The sequence below is a fragment of the Azoarcus sp. Soil_N_20 genome, from assembly GCF_057656155.1.
Genome location: NZ_JBDGKX010000022.1, coordinates 1 through 15,746 on the forward strand (window position 1 = coordinate 1; position 15,746 = coordinate 15,746).

Below are 15,746 nucleotides of genomic sequence, written 5' to 3' on the forward strand. Positions count from 1 at the left end.
TATGATGAACAAGACATCGTCGGTTATCGCCGACAGGAACCGCATGCCCGGAGATCGGGTTTTTCTACACCGTCGTTGAGCGGCAGCTTTCATGCAGTCGCTACTTCCGCTTGGGGTCGTAAGCGGAAGTCTGCGTTTGCTTCGGTTGGCCATCGTAGGTGTGGCGGGTCGATCGGCTAGGTGCTGCGGTCGCGGAACGAAGGCGTTTTCGACTTAAATCGCGAGGAACATCAGACGCACACGAGTGGATCGTAATAGCGGGCGCGATAGAGCAGGCGCGGGCGCGCGGGATCGTCCTCGAAGCCGGAGCGGTCGTGCAGGACGTTGCTGCAGATCAGGCCTGCGCCCGGCACCAGACGGGTGCGGAAGATGAAGGGTGACGCGCCGGCGAGGATCTCCTCCAGTGCGGCGACCGCGGCCCGGGTGGGCGCGTCGTCCTTCCATTCGATGCTGCGGGTGCGCGCGGTATAGCGCATGTGCAGGCGGCCGCCGGGGAGCACATGGAAGACCGGTCCGGTTTCGGCCGGACGCAGCGCGCCGCGCGCGTCGGTGCGCGCCGGAATGCACATCACATCGTCGGCCATGAGCGCGCGGACATGCCCGGGATCGCGCTCGCGCAGCAGCAGATAGGCCATCTCGTGGTCGAGCAGCGCGTTGTCGCCGCCGCGCGCGGCGTCGCGCACGCAGTGAAGCACCATGGCGCGGATGCGCCGCTGCGGCGGATTGTAGTAACCGTCGGTATGCCAGCGGATGGGGCGGTCGGTGTACGGGATGTAGTCGCCCCGGGTGCCGCCCGCGCTCACTTCGAGGCTGCTGACGCCGTCCTCGTCGGCGAGCCAGTTTCCGTCCAGGCGGGTGAGGCCGAACTGGCGGCCGAGTGCGCGCGGGATGTCTTTGTCGGCGTCACGCACCGGGCTGACGTAGATCGCCATGTTGGCGCGCCGGCAGCGCTCGGCGATCGCCCCACGCTCGGCGGCGCTCAGGCGCCGCGGGTCGGCCACCTCCACCATCAGCTCGGCGGCGCTGCGCGGGTGCTCGCGCAGCTTGCGCTCGCGCCAGCGCAGCCAGGCCTCGTGGTCGGCGAGATCGAAGGGTCCCCCGGGGCCGAGGGCGGCCGGGCGCGGTGCGACGACGAAGCTCATGCTCAGTCTCCGCTCATCGACATGCGCCGCGCGGCGGGGCGCGGCGTGTCGTCGAACAGACCGCGCATGCCCTTGCGGATCAGGGCCACCGCGTCGGGGGCCTCGATCTCCATCACCTGGTCGCGCACCCATAGCGCATCGCGCTCGCCAACCACATGGCCGAGCCGGTCGGCGAGGTAGCGCAGGAAACCGTAGTCGATGCTGCGCTCGCTGAAATCGAAATCGGCATAGTCGGCCGCGCGCAGGTTGAGCAGGTCGATGAAGCGGCCCTTGTGGGTTTCGCGCTCGCCCTCGTCGTCGCTGTCGTCGGGGGCGCCGAGCAGCTCGTCGCGGTTGTCGGCAAGGATCTCGCCGACGCGGTTGGCCATCGCGCCGATGAAGGCCGCGCGCTGCTCCGGCCCGAGGCCGTCATAGGCGATGCGGTCGGCGACCAGGACCAGGAAGACCAGCCATTCGGCGAGGAAGTCGAAGTACTGCGCGCCCGGTTCGATCTCGAAATCGGCCCGGCGCATGTTACGCAGCACGTGCTGGGCCAGGCGCCAGGCGATGAAGGCCGATGCGCCGGCGATCTCGACGGTGCTCCTCGCCCGCTCGCTCCTGAACCACTGGCTCTTGATCCGCACGATCCGCCTCCCCGCCCCCGCAACGGGGGCACTCGAAACCTGCACCGGACATGCCCGCCTTCGCCCGGGTCGTCCGCAACGGGGGCCGAGGCCCCTCGCCAACCGGGTCTTGCCCGCCAGGGGCTCTTCAATATCCGCCCTTGCCGTACGGCTGCGGCAGGCCGGCCAGGCGTGCGCCCTGCTTCGCCGGCCCGAGCGGAAAGAGGTCGTACAGATACTTGCTGTCCACTGCCGGGTTGATGCCCTGCAGGTCCTTGAGCATGGCGCGGAAGTTCGGGCTGTGACCGTGCTCGCGGTAGCTGTCGCGCAGGTAGGCGATGACGTCCCAGTGCGCGTCGGTCAGTTCGACGTCCTCGGCGGCGGCAATCGCGCGCGCCGCCGCGTCGCTGTAGTTGGCTTCGATCAGGTAGCCCTGGTCGTCCGCCTCCAGTTCGATGCCGTCGATGGTGTAGTTCATGGGTGTCTCCTCCGTTTCCGTTCGGGGCGCCCGCGGCGCCGATGCGCGATGTTGGGCGCTCAGTCGAGTCCGCTGATCGCCTTGTGCTGGACGAAGATGCCGCAGCCCAGCTTGCGTGCCGCCCCCAGGCCCGCGTGCTGCAGGCGCAGCGAGGGCGCGGCGGCGAGGCCATGCACCGCCACCGCATAGCCGGTGAGCTGGCGCCCGTCGGCACACAGCGTCCGGCGCCGACCGCAGATGTAGCGGCACGGCGCGTCGAGCTGCGCCAGCGCGGCAGCCAGATCTTTGCCGAAGGCGAGTTCGTCGTCCGCGCCGGTCGTGACGAAGTCGGCATGGAGGGTGTTGGCCGCGGGCAGCTCACGAACGTGGGCCGCGCCGATCATCAGCCGGTTTGCCGCCACGTCGATCTGCCTTCCTTCGAGCGCCCGCGCCGCCGCCACCCGCCCGACCGGCAGGCGCAGGGTCATCCGGGCGCGGCGGGCGAGCAGTGCCATGCCGTAGTCGGTGGCCACCGTCCGAATGCCGTGTATGCCGGCGGCGGGCTCGTCGTCGAGCCATGGCAGCGCCCGGCGCAGCGCGTCCCACAGCGCGTAGCGATAGTCGGCCGGCACCTCGATGCCGTCCACGTCGAAGGCCAGGTCGATCATCGCCGGCGTGCCGTTCGCGTCCATCGCCGTGCGCCCTCAGTCGCCGTGGCCGGCAACCGCGCCCTGGCGCAGCGCCCAGGCACCCATGGCCTCGGCCCAGGCGTGCGCGGTGACGGCATCGATGTCGAAGATGGTGAAGCGCTTGCCTTCGCGGATGCGCACCCGCAGCAACCTGACCCCGGTGCCGTCGAAGGCCTGCTCCTGCAGCTCGATCTGCTGCCGGCCCCAGGGCACGGTCAGGGTGGCGATGGTGTCGCTCATGGCGCGCGCCCTCAGGCCTTGAGCTTCATGATGCCGAGCATCTTCAGCACCGCCTTCTCGTACACCGGTTCCGAGGTGCCGTTCTTCATCTTGCGCAGGAAGTACTTCTCGAAGCCGACCTTGGCCAGATGCACCCATTTGCCCTCGGCCATCCAGTTCACGTTGCGCGGCGGGATCTGCGGCAGGGCGACGAAGGCCACGCCGGAGTCGCCGAAATCGGCCAGGCACACCGCATTCCAGGTCGCCTTCTTGGACGGCTCGTGGCCGTCGAGCACGGCGCGGATGTTGTGCGCGGTGGCGGTGACCATGGACTCGATCATGTAGCCGGTCTTGGGCGCCCCGGTCGGCACCGGCGTCACCTCCACCGGCGGGATGGCGACGCACACGCCCACCGAGTAGATGTTGTTGAAGCGCGGGTTGCGCTGGAACGGGTCGATCAGGATGAAGCCGCGCGGATTGGTCAGGCCCTCGATGCCGAACACTGCGTCCACCCCCTTGAACGCCGGCAGCATCATCGAATAGGCGAAGGGCAGCTCGTGTTCCTTCTTCGGCTGGCCGCCGTCGTCGTGTTCGGTGACGAACATCTTGCCGGCCTCGACCCGGGTCGTCTTCGCGTTGCAGATCCACTTGATGTGGCGCTCACGCAGCGCGGATTCGAGCAGACCCTTGGAGTCGCCCACCCCGCCCAGGCCGAGGTGGCCGACGTAGGGCTCGGCGGTGACGAAGGTCATCGGCACCTGGTCGCGGATCTTCCGCTTGCGCAGCTCGGTATCCATGATCATCGCGAACTCGTAGGCCGGGCCGTAGCACGACGCACCCTGCACCGCCCCGACCACGATCGGCCCCGGCGCCTTGACGAATTCCCGCCACTGGCGTTCGGCCTCGACCGCGTGATCGACGTGGCAGATCGACTGGGTGTGTCCGCCACCCGCGGCGGGACCGAGGCCGGGCACCTCGTCGAAAGCGAGCTTGGGACCGGTGGCGATCACCAGGTAGTCGTAGTCGAGGCTGCTGCCGTCGCCCAGTTCGACGCGGTTCTCGGCCGGATGCACGCGCTTCGCCCCGGCCGCGGTGAAGCCGATCCCGCGGCGGGCGAGCGCCGGCTCGATGTCAATCTCGATGTCCTCGCGGCGGCGCCAGTTGACCGCCACCCACGGGTTGCTGGGCACGAAATGGAAGCGCGGCGAGTTGCCGATGACGGTGATCCGGTCGCTCGGGCGCGCCAGCTCCCGCATCTCGTAGGCCATGGGCAAGCCGCCGATGCCGGCGCCGATGATGACGATGTGCGCCATAGATGTCTCCTCGTTGCGTGTCGTGCCCCCGGCCCTGGATCCGGCCGCCTGCAGGAGCGCCCCGATCGGTGTCGGGATGCGCCATTTAGCGCGCGCCGCGGCGGCCAGGTCTATAGCCGCGGGGAGGGATGAAACACTACCCCCTCCGGGTAGTTGCCGGACTCCCCCGGATGGCTTGGGCAGGCTTACCGACCGGAGGGATAGTGGAGCACGGCGGCGATCCGTAGCATTTGCGTCGAAAGTCGGTGGGCGGATCCGGGCAGCGACCCGGTCCTCCCGAACGGCATTGCCGGCGCCGGCGCCGGATGACGAGGAGACGCAAAAAATGGCAAAACAGGCTCACCCCACCCCCATGCTCGACGCGCTGGAGTCCGGCCCCTGGCCCAGCTTCGTTACCGGGCTGAAACGGCTGGCGAAGGACAAGGACTATGTCGTCGATCTGCTCGGTCAGCTCGAAACCTCGTACCGCACCCGCAAAGGCTACTGGAAAGGCGGCACGGTGGGCGTGATCGGCTACGGCGGCGGAGTGATCCCGCGCTTCACCGAGCTCAAGGACGAGCATGGCCAGCCGGTGTTCAAGGACGCCGCGGAATTCCACACCCTGCGCGTGATGCCGCCGCCGGGCATGCACTACACCTCGGAGCTGCTGCGCAAGATGTGCGACGTGTGGGAGCGCCACGGCTCCGGCCTGATCGCCTTCCACGGCCAGTCGGGCGACATCATGTTCCAGGGCTGCACCACCGAGAACGTGCAGAAGGCCTTCGACGAGATCAACGAGATGGGCTTCGACCTCGGCGGTGCCGGCCCCGCGGTGCGCACCGCGATGAGCTGCGTGGGCGCGGCGCGCTGCGAGCAGTCGTGCTACGACGAGGCGCGGGCGCATCGCACCATCATCAACAACTTCCTCGACGACATCCACCGCCCCTCGCTGCCGTACAAGTTCAAGTTCAAGTTCTCCGGCTGCCCGAACGACTGCATGAACTCGATCCAGCGCTCGGACATGGCGATCATCGGCACCTGGCGTGACAACATCCGCACCGACGAGGCGCTGGTACGCCAGTACTTCGACCGCCACGGCATGAACGACCTGGTCAACGACGTCGTCGCGCGCTGCCCGACCAAGGCGATCCGGATCAAGGACGCCGCCGACGTCGATGCGAGCCCGCACCTCTCGGCAGTGAAGGTCAACGACAGCCAGGCGCTCGAGATCGACAACCGCGACTGCGTGCGCTGCATGCACTGCATCAACGTCATCACCGGCGGGCTCGCGCCGGGGGTCGACAAGGGCGCGACCATCCTGGTGGGCGGCAAGCGCACGCTCAAGATCGGCGACCTGATGGGCACCGTGGTGGTGCCGTTCATGAAGCTCGCCAGCGACGAGGACTTCGACCGCCTCGTCGAACTGGCGCAGAAGATCATCGATTTCTTCGCCGAGAACGCGCTCGAGCACGAGCGCACCGGCGAGATGATCGAGCGCATCGGCCTGGTGAATTTCCTCGAGGCGCTGGAGCTCGACGTCGACGCCAACATGGTGGCCTGCCCGCGCACCAACCCCTATGTCCGCATGGACGGCTGGGACGAGGAAGTGGCAAAGATCAACGCGAAGAAGCTGCACGCCTGAGGAGACCTTAACAATGGCCCAAGCCCCCATGCGCCGCGCGATCGAGTGCGGCGTACCCGACAACAAGCAGTACCTGCACCCGCTGCTGGCGAAGAACTACGGCAACTGGAAGCACCACGATCGGCCGCGCCCGGGCGTGCTGCACCACACCGCGCACGACGGCGACCAGGTGTGGTCGGTACGTGCCGGCACCCAGCGCCAGATGGACGTGTGGACCATCCGCAAGCTCGCCGACATCGCCGACCAGTTCGCCGAAGGGCATGTGCGCTTCACCATCCGCTCCAACATCGAGTTCATGGTGTCGTCGTACGACAAGGTCGGTCCGCTGATCGCGAAGCTCGAGGCGGAAGGTTTCCCGGTCGGCGGCACCGGCAACTCGGTGTCGATGATCGCCCACACCCAGGGCTGGCTGCACTGCGACATCCCCGGCACCGACGCCTCGGGTGCGGTGAAGGCGCTGATGGACGAGCTCTACGACGAGTTCCGGCGCGAGGAGATGCCCAACCGGGTGCACCTGTCGACCTCGTGCTGCGAGATCAACTGCGGCGGCCAGGCCGACATCGCGATCATCATCCAGCACACCAAGCCACCCAAGATCAACCACGACCTGGTTGCCAACGTATGCGAGCGGCCCACGGTGGTGGCGCGCTGCCCGGTGGCGGCGATCCGCCCTGCCCTGGTCGGCGGCAAGCCCTCGCTCGAGGTCGACGAGGTCAAGTGCATCTGCTGTGGCGCGTGCTATCCGCCGTGCCCGCCGATGCAGATCAACGACCCCGAGCACTCCAAGTTCGCGATCTGGGTCGGGGGCAAGAATTCCAACGCGCGCGGCAAGCCCACCTTCATGAAGATGGTCGCCGCCGGCATCCCCAACAACCCGCCGCGCTGGCCGGAAGTCTCCGAGGCGGTGAAGAAGATCCTGTACACCTACAAGGACGACGCCCGCCCGTGGGAGCGCCTGTCCGACTGGGTCGAGCGCATCGGCTGGCCGCGCTTCTTCGAGAAGACCGGGCTGCCCTTCACCAAGTACCTGATCGACGACTGGCGCGGTGCGCGCGCCAACCTCAACGCGTCGACCCACATCCGCTTCTGAGCCGCAGCAAGGAGGAGCCATGAAGTTCGGCATCATGATCAACGAAGGGCCCTACCAGCACCAGGCCAGCGACACCGCCTTCCAGTTCTGCAAGGCGGTGCTCGCGGCGGGGCACGAGCTGCAGCGCGTGTTCTTCTATCACGACGGGGTGAACAACGCGAACAAGCTCACCGAACCGCCGCAGGACGACCGCAACATCGTGCAGCGCTGGAGCGCGCTGGCCGAAGAGCACGGCACCGATCTGGTGGTGTGCGTGGCCGCGGCCCTGCGTCGCGGCATCAAGGACGAGAACCTGGCGCCGGGCTTTCGCATCGCCGGCCTCGGGCAACTGGTCGATTCGGGCATCAAGGCCGATCGACTGGTGGTGTTCGGCGACTGAGGAGGACGACATGAACGCACCCGGCAAGGTCAAGAAATTCATGTTCGTCAATCGCAAGGCACCCCACGGCACGATCTACGCCCTCGAAGCGCTGGAAGTGGTGCTGATCAGCGCCGCCTTCGACCAGGACGTGTCGCTCGCCTTCCTCGACGACGGCGTGTACCAGTTGAAGCGCGGCCAGCAGACCAAGGGCATCGAGACCAAGAACTTCTCGCCGACCTACCGCGCGCTCGACGGCTACGACATCGAAAAGCTCTACGTCGAGCGCGAATCGCTCGAGGCCCGAGCGCTCACCGAGGACGATCTGCTGGTGCCGGTCACGGTACTGTCGCACGCCGAAATGGGTGCGCTGATGGAAAGCCAGAACGTCGTCCTGAGCTTCTGACCAAGGAAATATGAACCCCCACGCTCCCATTCGTTCGCTGCCCCCCAAGGGGGCGCATGCCTCCCTTGGGGCGGCCCTGCAGGAGGCATGACATGCTGCACATCATCAACAAGTCGCCACTGGAACGAAACGCGCTCGAATCCTGCCTGCGGGTCGCCCGCAGCGGCAGCATCCTGCTGATCGAGGACGCGGTCTATGCCGCCACCCGTGGCCACGCGAGCGCGGCGCGGATCGAGGACGCCCTGGGCCGCTTCAAGGTGTTCGCGCTGCAGGCCGACCTCGATGCACGCGGCATCGGCGATCGCCTGATCGACGGCGTCACCGCGGTCGACTACGGCGGATTCGTCGGTCTGGTCGCGGAGCACCCGGCCTGCCATTCGTGGCTCTGAGAACCCTCATCTGAGCCCCCCTACCAACACGCCCCCGATCCACCTGCCCCCCGCACGGCAATGACGCCGCTGCCACGATAAAACCGAGGAGACATCATGACCACCATCGAAGTGAACGGAAAGAACTACGAGACCGACGAGGAAGGCTATCTGCTCAACCTCGCCGACTGGAACGCCGAGGTCGCCGACCACATCGCCCAGACCGAGAGCATCGAGATGAGCGAACAGCACTGGGAGGTGGTCAACTTCCTGCGCCAGTACTACGACGAATTCCAAATCGCGCCCGCGGTGCGGGTGCTGACCAAGGCCATCGGCAAGACCCTGGGGGCGGACAAGGGCAACAACCAGTACCTCTACGAGCTGTTCCCCTACGGCCCGGCCAAGCAGGCGTGCAAGATCGCCGGCCTGCCCAAGCCGACCGGCTGCGTGTGATCGAACGGCCCGTAGGGCCCTGACCTCTCCCTCCCCTTCAAGGGGGTGAGGGCGGGGTTTCGCAGAGCACTGCTCTGCGCCGACCGAACGGGCTGGCGAAGCCAGCACTGCTCGGACAGGAGGGGGATGGGTTGATGTTGACGCCCGTCGTTGACGCCCGTCGAAACCCATCCCCACCCCAACCCGGGAATCTCCGCTGCGCTACGCCGCTGCGCAGGCGGCGAGCGATGCTCGCCGAATTCCCTGCTCCGCGCCCTTGAATGGAAGGGAGCCGAGCACCCGAAGCCCGAACGAGAGAGCCATGACCGTCGCCAGTTACGCTTACGCGCTGCTGTACTACGCCGCCACCCTGATCCTGGTGGGCGCGCTGGCGTACAGGATTGCCGACTACGCGCGCACCCCTGCACCACTGAAGATTCCGACCACCCCAGCGCCGATCACCCGCGGCGGCGTGGCCCTGCGCCTGGCGCGCGAAGTGCTGGTATTCGAGAGCCTGTTCAAGGCCAATCTGTGGATCTGGGCCTTCGGCTGGCTGTTCCATGTCGGCCTGGCGCTGGTGCTGGTGCGCCATCTGCGCTACTTCACCGAGCCGGTGTGGGGTTGGGTCGCCTTCCTTCAGCCCTTCGGCATCGTCGGCGGTGTCGCCATGGTCGCCGGCCTCGCCGGGCTGTGGATGCGGCGCCTCGCGGTGGCCCGGATCCGCTACATCTCGACCCCGTCCGATCACCTGATGCTGGTCCTGCTGCTGCTGATCGGCGTCTCCGGGCTGATGATGAAGTTCGTCGCCCACACCGACATCGTCGCGGTGAAGATCTTCTTCCTCGGCCTGCTGCGCTTCGAACTGCAGCCGCTGCCGGGCGACACGGCGCTGCTGGTGCACCTCGCCCTGGTGGCGGCGCTGATGATCGTGTTCCCGTTCAGCAAGCTCCTCCACGCCCCGGGCATCTTCTTCTCGCCCACCCGCAACCAGGCCGACAACCCGCGCGAGGCACGTCACCTCGCCCCGTGGGCGGCACGCCTCGATACGGAGAAATGAGATGGCAGCCAAGGTCGAAGCCCCCGCGCTGCGCGAATTCCCCGTCGTCCCGACCCTCCAGCCGGGTGCGATGGAGGCGTCCCGGCCCTACCTCGCCAGCGACAAGATCCAGACCGCGATCGGCTTTCCGGGCGAACTGGTCGACGACTGGCACGACAAGGCGATCGCCAAGATGGGCGAATTGCTGGGCAAGTACCGCTCGCTCAAGGTCTATCTGGACGCCTGCGTGCATTGCGGCGCCTGTACCGACAAATGCCATTACTTCATCGGCACCGGCGATCCGAACAACATGCCGGTGGCGCGCCAGGACCTGATGCGCAGCGTCTATCGCCGCCATTTCACCCTGGCGGGCAAGCTCGTGCCCGGCCTGGTCGGCGCGCGCGACCTGACCCGCGAAGTGCTCGACCAGTGGTTCAACTACTACCACCAGTGCTCCGAGTGCCGGCGCTGCTCGGTGTATTGCCCCTACGGCATCGACACCGCCGAGATCACCATGGCCGGGCGCGAGATCCTCGCCACGGTCGGGATCGGCCAGAAGTACTCCAACGAGATCATCGGCAAGGTGCACCGTATCGGCAACAACCTCGGCCTGCCCGGACCGGCGCTGCTCGACACGCTGCTCGGGCTGGAAGAGGACGTCAAGGAAGAGACCGGCGCCGACGTGCGCTACCCGCTCGACCAGAAGGGTGCCGAGGTGCTGCTGATCACGCCCTCGGCCGACTTCTTTGCCGAGCCGCACGTGGAGAGCCTGATCGGCTACGGCAAGGTCTTCCACGCCGCCGGGGTGAGCTGGACACTGTCGTCGAAGGCCTCGGAAGCCGGCAACTTCGGCATGTTCATCGGCAACTACGAGCAGCTGCGCACGATCGCGCTGCGCATCCGCGAGGCGGCGCTCGAACTGGGCGTCAAGCGCATCGTGGTCGGCGAATGCGGCCACGCCTGGCGCGTCGCCTACAGCTTCTGGAACACCCTGGTCGGCATCGGCGCCGGCGCAAACGACCCGTTCGCGGTGCAGCTGCAGCGCCAGCTCGACGGCCGCTACCGCCAGCCGATGCACATCTGCGAATTCACCTGGGACCTGATCGAGCGCGGCGCACTGCGCTTCGACAAGGCGGCGAACGACCACCGCATCGTCACCTTCCACGACTCGTGCAACGTCGCCCGCGGCTCGCGCATGGGCGAGCTGCCCGGCGGGCAGTTCGAGATCCCGCGCAACATCATCCGCGCGGTCGCCAACCACTACGTCGAGATGGCGCCCGAGGCGATCCGCGAGAAGACCTACTGCTGCGGCGGCGGCGGCGGCCTGCTCACCGACGAGTTGATGGAGCTGCGGGTCAAGGGCGCGCTGCCGCGCATGGAAACGCTGCAGCAGGTCGTCGACGGCCACGGCGTGAACTTCATGGCCACGATCTGCGCGATCTGCAAGGCGCAGTTCAGCAAGGTGCTGCCTTACTACGGTTTCAAGATGAGCATGGTCGGCGGTGTGCACCAGCTGGTGAGCACCGCCATCCGGCTGGACGCGAACGACTAACCCGCACACGCGCATTCGGAGACAAGCGATGTCAGGTACTACGGAAACCCCCGACAACAGGCTGACGTTCCGCCGCTACCGCGAAGGCGATGCGGCGGTCGAGTCCTTCCGCGACAAGATCTTCCAGGCGAGCTACTCGCACAAGTGCCCGACCTACGTGCAGTCGACCCCGCCCTGTCAGGGCAGCTGCCCGGCCGGCGAGGACATCCGCGGCTACCTCGCCATCGTGCGCGGTACCGAGAAGCCGCCCGCAGGCGTGCCATGGCAGGAATACGCCTGGCGTCGCCTGACCGCGGCCAATCCCTTCCCCGCGGTGATGGGCCGGGTGTGCCCGGCGCCGTGCGAGACCGGCTGCAACCGCAACGAGGTCGAGGACCATGTCGGCATCAATTCGGTCGAGCATTTCCTCGGCGAGTATGCGATCGCCAACAACTTGAAGTTTGTCGCCCCGCAGACCCGCAGCGGCAAGAAGGTGGCGGTGCTCGGCGGCGGCCCGGCCGGCCTGTCGTGCGCCTACCAGCTCGCGCTGCGCGGCCACGAGGTCACCATCTTCGACGAGCACGCCCTGCTCGGCGGCATGATGCGCTACGGCATCCCGGGTTTCCGCACCCCGCGCAATGTGCTCGACGCCGAGATCCAGCGCATTCTCGATCTCGGCGTGCACACGCGGATGAACTGCCACGTCGGCCGCGACTTCAGCCTCGAGCAGATCCGCGACGAATTCGACGCGGTCTTCCTCGGCATGGGTGCGCAATCCGGCCGCGCGCTGCCGCTTCAGGACGGGGAGGCGCCCAACGTGGTCACCGCCACCGCCTTCCTGCGCGCGTTCAACGACGGCCGGCTGCAATACGTGGGCAAGCGCGTGGTGGTGGTCGGCGGCGGCGACACCTCGATCGACGTCGCCACCGTGGCCCGCCGCCTGGGCCATATCGAGCACGCCAAGCCGACCGACTTCGAAGAGGCGATCGGCGGGCGGATGGCCCATGACGTGGCCGAGGTGTCGGCCAAACAGGGTTCGGAAGTGACCCTGACCTCGGTCTTCCCGGTAGACCGGATGCAGGCCAACCGCCACGAGATCGAGCAGGCGCTGGCCGAAGGGATCGCGATCCGCGGCGGCCTGATGCCGACCGGACTGGTTCGCGATGCGGACGGCCGCGCCACCGCGCTGCGGGTGGTCGAATGCGAGGCAACGCTGGCCGGCGGCAAGCTCGAGATCAAGGCGATCGAGGGCACCGAGCACGACATCGAAGCCGACCTGATCGTGTCCGCGATCGGCCAGGCGGTGGATTTCACCGGCCTCGAGGAATTCGACAACGGCCGCGGCACCGTCACCGCGGACCGCAACTACCAGGTGCAGGGCAAACCCGGCACCTTCGCCGGCGGCGACGTGATCCGCCCCCACCTGCTCACCACCGCGATTGGCCACGGCGCCATCGCCGCCGACGGCATCGACCGCTACGTGCGCAGCGAAGACCTCGAGAAGCGGCCGAAGATCGACGTCCACGCCTTCGACCTGCGGCGCAAGATGGTCGAGAAGGGTCTGTCGTTTTCCGGCGTGTCCGAGCCGATCCGCGGCACCTGCGACAGCGACGTCGGCATCCACAACTACGAGAACCGCTCCGACCGCTACATCATCCCGCACGACGAGCTCTTCCTCGGCCACTTCGCCTACACCCCGCGCTTCCGGCGCAAGATCGTCACCCTCAGCCGCGAGCAGGCGCTGGGCAACTTCGAGGAGCGCATCGAGGCGCTGAGCGAAGCGGAGGCAGTGGGCGAGGCCAAGCGCTGCATGAGCTGCGGGATGTGCTTCGAATGCGACAACTGCGTGGTGTATTGCCCGCAGACCGCGGTCAAGCGCGTGCCGAAGAAGGAAGCGACCACCGGGCGCTACGTCTATACGGATTACAGTCGCTGCATCGGCTGCCACATCTGTCACGACGTGTGCCCGACCGGCTACATCCAGATGGGGCTCGGCGAGTGAGACCCCGCCACCTCCTTCTCGCCGTGCTGCTCGGCACCGCCGCCGCGGCGGCGTTCGCCTTCGACGGCGGGCGTACGCCGAAGCCGGCGGTGGTGATCGAGAAGCAGGAGGGCTGCGTCGCCTCGCCCGCCGAGATGCGCCGCAATCACATGGACCTGCTGTCGCACCAGCGCGACCGGACCCTGCGCGAGGGCGTGCGCGGCGCACCGGTGAGCCTCAACGGCTGCATCTCCTGCCATGCGAGCAGCAAGAACGGCTCGGTGATCGGCACCGGCGAGAACTTCTGCCAGAGCTGCCACAGCTTTGCCGCGGTGAAGCTCGACTGCTTCGAGTGCCACCAGGCGACGCCGGGAAAGAGCGCGGGAAAGTCGGCGGGCGCGATCGGCAATGCGGCGGAAGGCGCTGCGCCTTTCCGCCCCACTTCGGGAGGGGCGAAATGAGCACGCCCGACACGAACCCCCCTCAGGCGCCGGTGCCGTCGCGGCGCGCCTTCTTCGCCGCGTCGGTCGCGGCGCTGGCCGGGGTCATGATCGCACCGGGCATCCGCGTGGTCGAAATCGCCGCGGCACGCCCCGCCGGTGAAGCGGCCTCGAACACGGTGCGCTGGGGCATGCTGATCGACACCACGCGCTGCGACGCCGGCTGCACCGCCTGCATCAGCGCCTGCGAGCGCGAGAACGCCCTGGAGTCCGCCACCGCCGCGAACGTCGGCGAGGCCCAGCGGCCGCAGTGGCTGCGCAAGATCGAACTGAAGGAGGTGCGCACCGGGCGCACCGTGTCGGCGCCGATGATGTGCCAGCACTGCGCCCATCCGCCCTGCGTCGACGTGTGCCCCACCGGGGCCTCGTTCAAGCGCGCCGACGGCATCGTGCTCGTCGATCGCCACATCTGCATCGGCTGCCGCTACTGCATGATGGCCTGCCCGTACAAGGCACGCTCCTTCGTGCATGCGCCGCTCACCGCGCAGAACCCCGAGGTGCCGCGCGGCAAGGGCTGCGTCGAAGGGTGCACGCTGTGCGTGCATCGCGTGGACCGCGGCGAGCAACCGGCTTGCGTCGAGGCTTGCGCCGAGGCGGGGCACGGCGCCATCGTGTTCGGCGACCTCAACGACCCGCACAGCGAAATCTCCCGCCGCATCCGCGCGGTAGCCAGCACCCAGGTGCGCGCCGACCTGCGCCTCGACTCCGGCGTCCGTTACCAGGGGATATGAACATGCCCGCCCTCGATGCATCCCGCTTCGTTCCGCTTTCCCGCCCCGCCGCGGAAACCCGCAACTTCTACCTGGTGGCCGCGCTCGGCGCGGTGCTGGTGGCGATCGGCCTCGCCGCCGCGCACTACATGGAGACCCACGGCCACGTCGTGACCGGCATGAACAACCAGGTGGTATGGGGCGTGCCGCACGTGTTTGCGATCTTCATGATCGTGGCCGCGTCCGGCGTGCTCAACGTGGCCTCGATCGGCTCGGTATTCGGCAAGCCGGCGTACAAGGCGCGTGCGCCGCTCGCCGGCCTGCTGTCGCTCGCGCTGCTGGCCGGTGGTCTGATGGTGCTGATGCTCGACCTCGGCCGCCCCGACCGGGTGATGGTGGCCGCGACCCATTTCAACTTCAGCTCGGTGTTCGCCTGGAACGTGTTCCTCTACTCCGGGCTGTTCGCGATCGTCGGCGTGTACCTGTGGACGCTGATGGAGCGGCGCATGCACCGCTACGCGAAGGCGGCGGGGCTGGCCACCTTCGTCTGGCGCTTCGTGCTCACCACCGGCACCGGCTCGATCTTCGCTTTCCTGGTCGCACGCCAGGCCTACCACAGCGCGCTGTTGGCGCCGCTGTTCATCGTCATGTCCTTCGCCTGGGGGCTGGCGGTGTTCCTGATCGTGCAGGCGTCCCTGTTCGCGTGGAACCGGATCGAGCCCGACCCGGCGATCGAGCGCCGCATGGCGCGGCTGCTCGGGGTGTTCGTGGCCGGGGTCATGTACCTGGTGGCGGTCCATCACCTCACCAACCTGTACTTCGCCCAGCAAACCGAATTCGAGCGCTTCATCCTGGTCGACGGCGGCGTCCACCCGCTGCTGTTCTGGGGCGGCTATGTGCTCGCCGGCAGCGTGCTGCCGCTCGCGCTGCTGTATCACCCGCGGCTCGCCGGGCCGCGCGCGACCGTGGCCGCCGCCGCGCTGGTGGTGCTCGGCGCCTTCGCCCAGCTGTATGTCTTCATCATCGGCGGGCAGGCCTGGCCGCTCGAACTCTTTCCCGGCTTCAGCGCGAGCAGCAGCTTCTTCGACGGCGCGGTGACCGGCTACCGCCCCAGCCTGCCCGAGATCCTGCTCGGCGTGGGTGGGCTCGGCCTCGCCTTTCTGGCCACGGCGGTGGGCGTGCGCGTCCTCCGCTTCATGCCGCAGGACGACGTTCGGCACGACGTACAGCCCGACGTCCGGTCCCCAGCCGGCGCGGCGGACGGGCACTGATCGCAGAGCCGCATCGACGA

Annotated in this window: 18 protein-coding genes; 12 read left to right on the forward strand and 6 right to left on the reverse strand. The window is 67.8% G+C overall.

The window, feature by feature from the left end; all coding sequences use genetic code 11:
* Positions 1 to 230: 230 nt before the first annotated feature.
* From AC3A35_RS25465 to AC3A35_RS25490, 6 genes are all read right to left on the reverse strand, one after another.
* Entirely contained in the window at positions 231 to 1,142 is a 912-nt protein-coding gene (locus AC3A35_RS25465) for a TauD/TfdA family dioxygenase (RefSeq protein ID WP_487439343.1), read from the reverse strand.
* Positions 1,143 to 1,144: 2 nt separating this feature from the next.
* The gene (locus AC3A35_RS25470; RefSeq protein WP_487439344.1) at positions 1,145 to 1,765 is read right to left on the reverse strand and encodes a hypothetical protein; all 621 of its coding nucleotides are present in this window, start codon (positions 1,763 to 1,765) and stop codon (positions 1,145 to 1,147) included.
* 127 nt (positions 1,766 to 1,892) lie between these two features.
* Positions 1,893 to 2,222, reverse strand: a complete 330-nt coding sequence (locus tag AC3A35_RS25475) for a TusE/DsrC/DsvC family sulfur relay protein (RefSeq protein WP_487439345.1) — start codon at positions 2,220 to 2,222, stop codon at positions 1,893 to 1,895.
* A gap of 59 nt (positions 2,223 to 2,281) precedes the next feature.
* The gene (gene cas6 / locus AC3A35_RS25480; RefSeq protein ID WP_487439346.1) at positions 2,282 to 2,893 is read right to left on the reverse strand and encodes a type I-MYXAN CRISPR-associated protein Cas6/Cmx6; all 612 of its coding nucleotides are present in this window, start codon (positions 2,891 to 2,893) and stop codon (positions 2,282 to 2,284) included.
* Between the two features lie 12 nt (positions 2,894 to 2,905).
* Positions 2,906 to 3,130: a DUF6967 family protein gene (locus AC3A35_RS25485; RefSeq protein ID WP_487439347.1), complete on the reverse strand. Its 225-nt coding sequence runs from the start codon at positions 3,128 to 3,130 to the stop codon at positions 2,906 to 2,908.
* An 11-nt stretch (positions 3,131 to 3,141) separates the two neighbouring features.
* Positions 3,142 to 4,422, reverse strand: a complete 1,281-nt coding sequence (locus tag AC3A35_RS25490; RefSeq protein WP_487439348.1) for an NAD(P)/FAD-dependent oxidoreductase — start codon at positions 4,420 to 4,422, stop codon at positions 3,142 to 3,144.
* Between the two features lie 325 nt (positions 4,423 to 4,747).
* Here AC3A35_RS25490 and AC3A35_RS25495 point away from each other — a divergent pair, with 325 nt between their 5' ends.
* The 12 genes from AC3A35_RS25495 to nrfD all read left to right on the forward strand — a co-directional run bounded on the left by AC3A35_RS25495 (position 4,748) and on the right by nrfD (position 15,726).
* Complete coding sequence (locus AC3A35_RS25495; RefSeq protein ID WP_487439349.1) at positions 4,748 to 6,043, forward strand: hypothetical protein; 1,296 nt, start codon at positions 4,748 to 4,750, stop codon at positions 6,041 to 6,043.
* A 13-nt stretch (positions 6,044 to 6,056) separates the two neighbouring features.
* A complete protein-coding gene (gene dsrB / locus AC3A35_RS25500) occupies positions 6,057 to 7,133 on the forward strand; it encodes a dissimilatory-type sulfite reductase subunit beta (protein WP_487439350.1) in 1,077 nt (358 codons plus the stop codon).
* Positions 7,134 to 7,152: 19 nt separating this feature from the next.
* Entirely contained in the window at positions 7,153 to 7,512 is a 360-nt protein-coding gene (gene tusD / locus AC3A35_RS25505) for a sulfurtransferase complex subunit TusD (RefSeq protein ID WP_487439351.1), read from the forward strand.
* A gap of 10 nt (positions 7,513 to 7,522) precedes the next feature.
* Entirely contained in the window at positions 7,523 to 7,897 is a 375-nt protein-coding gene (tusC, locus tag AC3A35_RS25510) for a sulfurtransferase complex subunit TusC (RefSeq protein ID WP_487439352.1), read from the forward strand.
* Between the two features lie 92 nt (positions 7,898 to 7,989).
* The gene (gene tusB, locus AC3A35_RS25515; RefSeq protein WP_487439353.1) at positions 7,990 to 8,286 is read left to right on the forward strand and encodes a sulfurtransferase complex subunit TusB; all 297 of its coding nucleotides are present in this window, start codon (positions 7,990 to 7,992) and stop codon (positions 8,284 to 8,286) included.
* A 96-nt stretch (positions 8,287 to 8,382) separates the two neighbouring features.
* Positions 8,383 to 8,718: a TusE/DsrC/DsvC family sulfur relay protein gene (locus AC3A35_RS25520; RefSeq protein WP_487439354.1), complete on the forward strand. Its 336-nt coding sequence runs from the start codon at positions 8,383 to 8,385 to the stop codon at positions 8,716 to 8,718.
* Between the two features lie 301 nt (positions 8,719 to 9,019).
* Entirely contained in the window at positions 9,020 to 9,754 is a 735-nt protein-coding gene (locus AC3A35_RS25525) for a respiratory nitrate reductase subunit gamma (protein WP_487439355.1), read from the forward strand.
* A gap of 1 nt (position 9,755) precedes the next feature.
* Positions 9,756 to 11,285: a sulfate reduction electron transfer complex DsrMKJOP subunit DsrK gene (gene dsrK / locus AC3A35_RS25530; protein ID WP_487439356.1), complete on the forward strand. Its 1,530-nt coding sequence runs from the start codon at positions 9,756 to 9,758 to the stop codon at positions 11,283 to 11,285.
* A gap of 28 nt (positions 11,286 to 11,313) precedes the next feature.
* A complete protein-coding gene (locus AC3A35_RS25535) occupies positions 11,314 to 13,266 on the forward strand; it encodes an NAD(P)-binding protein (protein ID WP_487439357.1) in 1,953 nt (650 codons plus the stop codon).
* Positions 13,263 to 13,706: a hypothetical protein gene (locus AC3A35_RS25540; protein ID WP_487439358.1), complete on the forward strand. Its 444-nt coding sequence runs from the start codon at positions 13,263 to 13,265 to the stop codon at positions 13,704 to 13,706. The genes AC3A35_RS25535 and AC3A35_RS25540 overlap by 4 nt, the downstream gene beginning before the upstream one ends.
* Positions 13,703 to 14,476: a sulfate reduction electron transfer complex DsrMKJOP subunit DsrO gene (gene dsrO / locus AC3A35_RS25545; RefSeq protein WP_487439359.1), complete on the forward strand. Its 774-nt coding sequence runs from the start codon at positions 13,703 to 13,705 to the stop codon at positions 14,474 to 14,476. The genes AC3A35_RS25540 and dsrO overlap by 4 nt, the downstream gene beginning before the upstream one ends.
* Before the next feature lie 2 nt (positions 14,477 to 14,478).
* Positions 14,479 to 15,726, forward strand: a complete 1,248-nt coding sequence (gene nrfD / locus AC3A35_RS25550; RefSeq protein WP_487439360.1) for an NrfD/PsrC family molybdoenzyme membrane anchor subunit — start codon at positions 14,479 to 14,481, stop codon at positions 15,724 to 15,726.
* Positions 15,727 to 15,746: the final 20 nt, after the last annotated feature.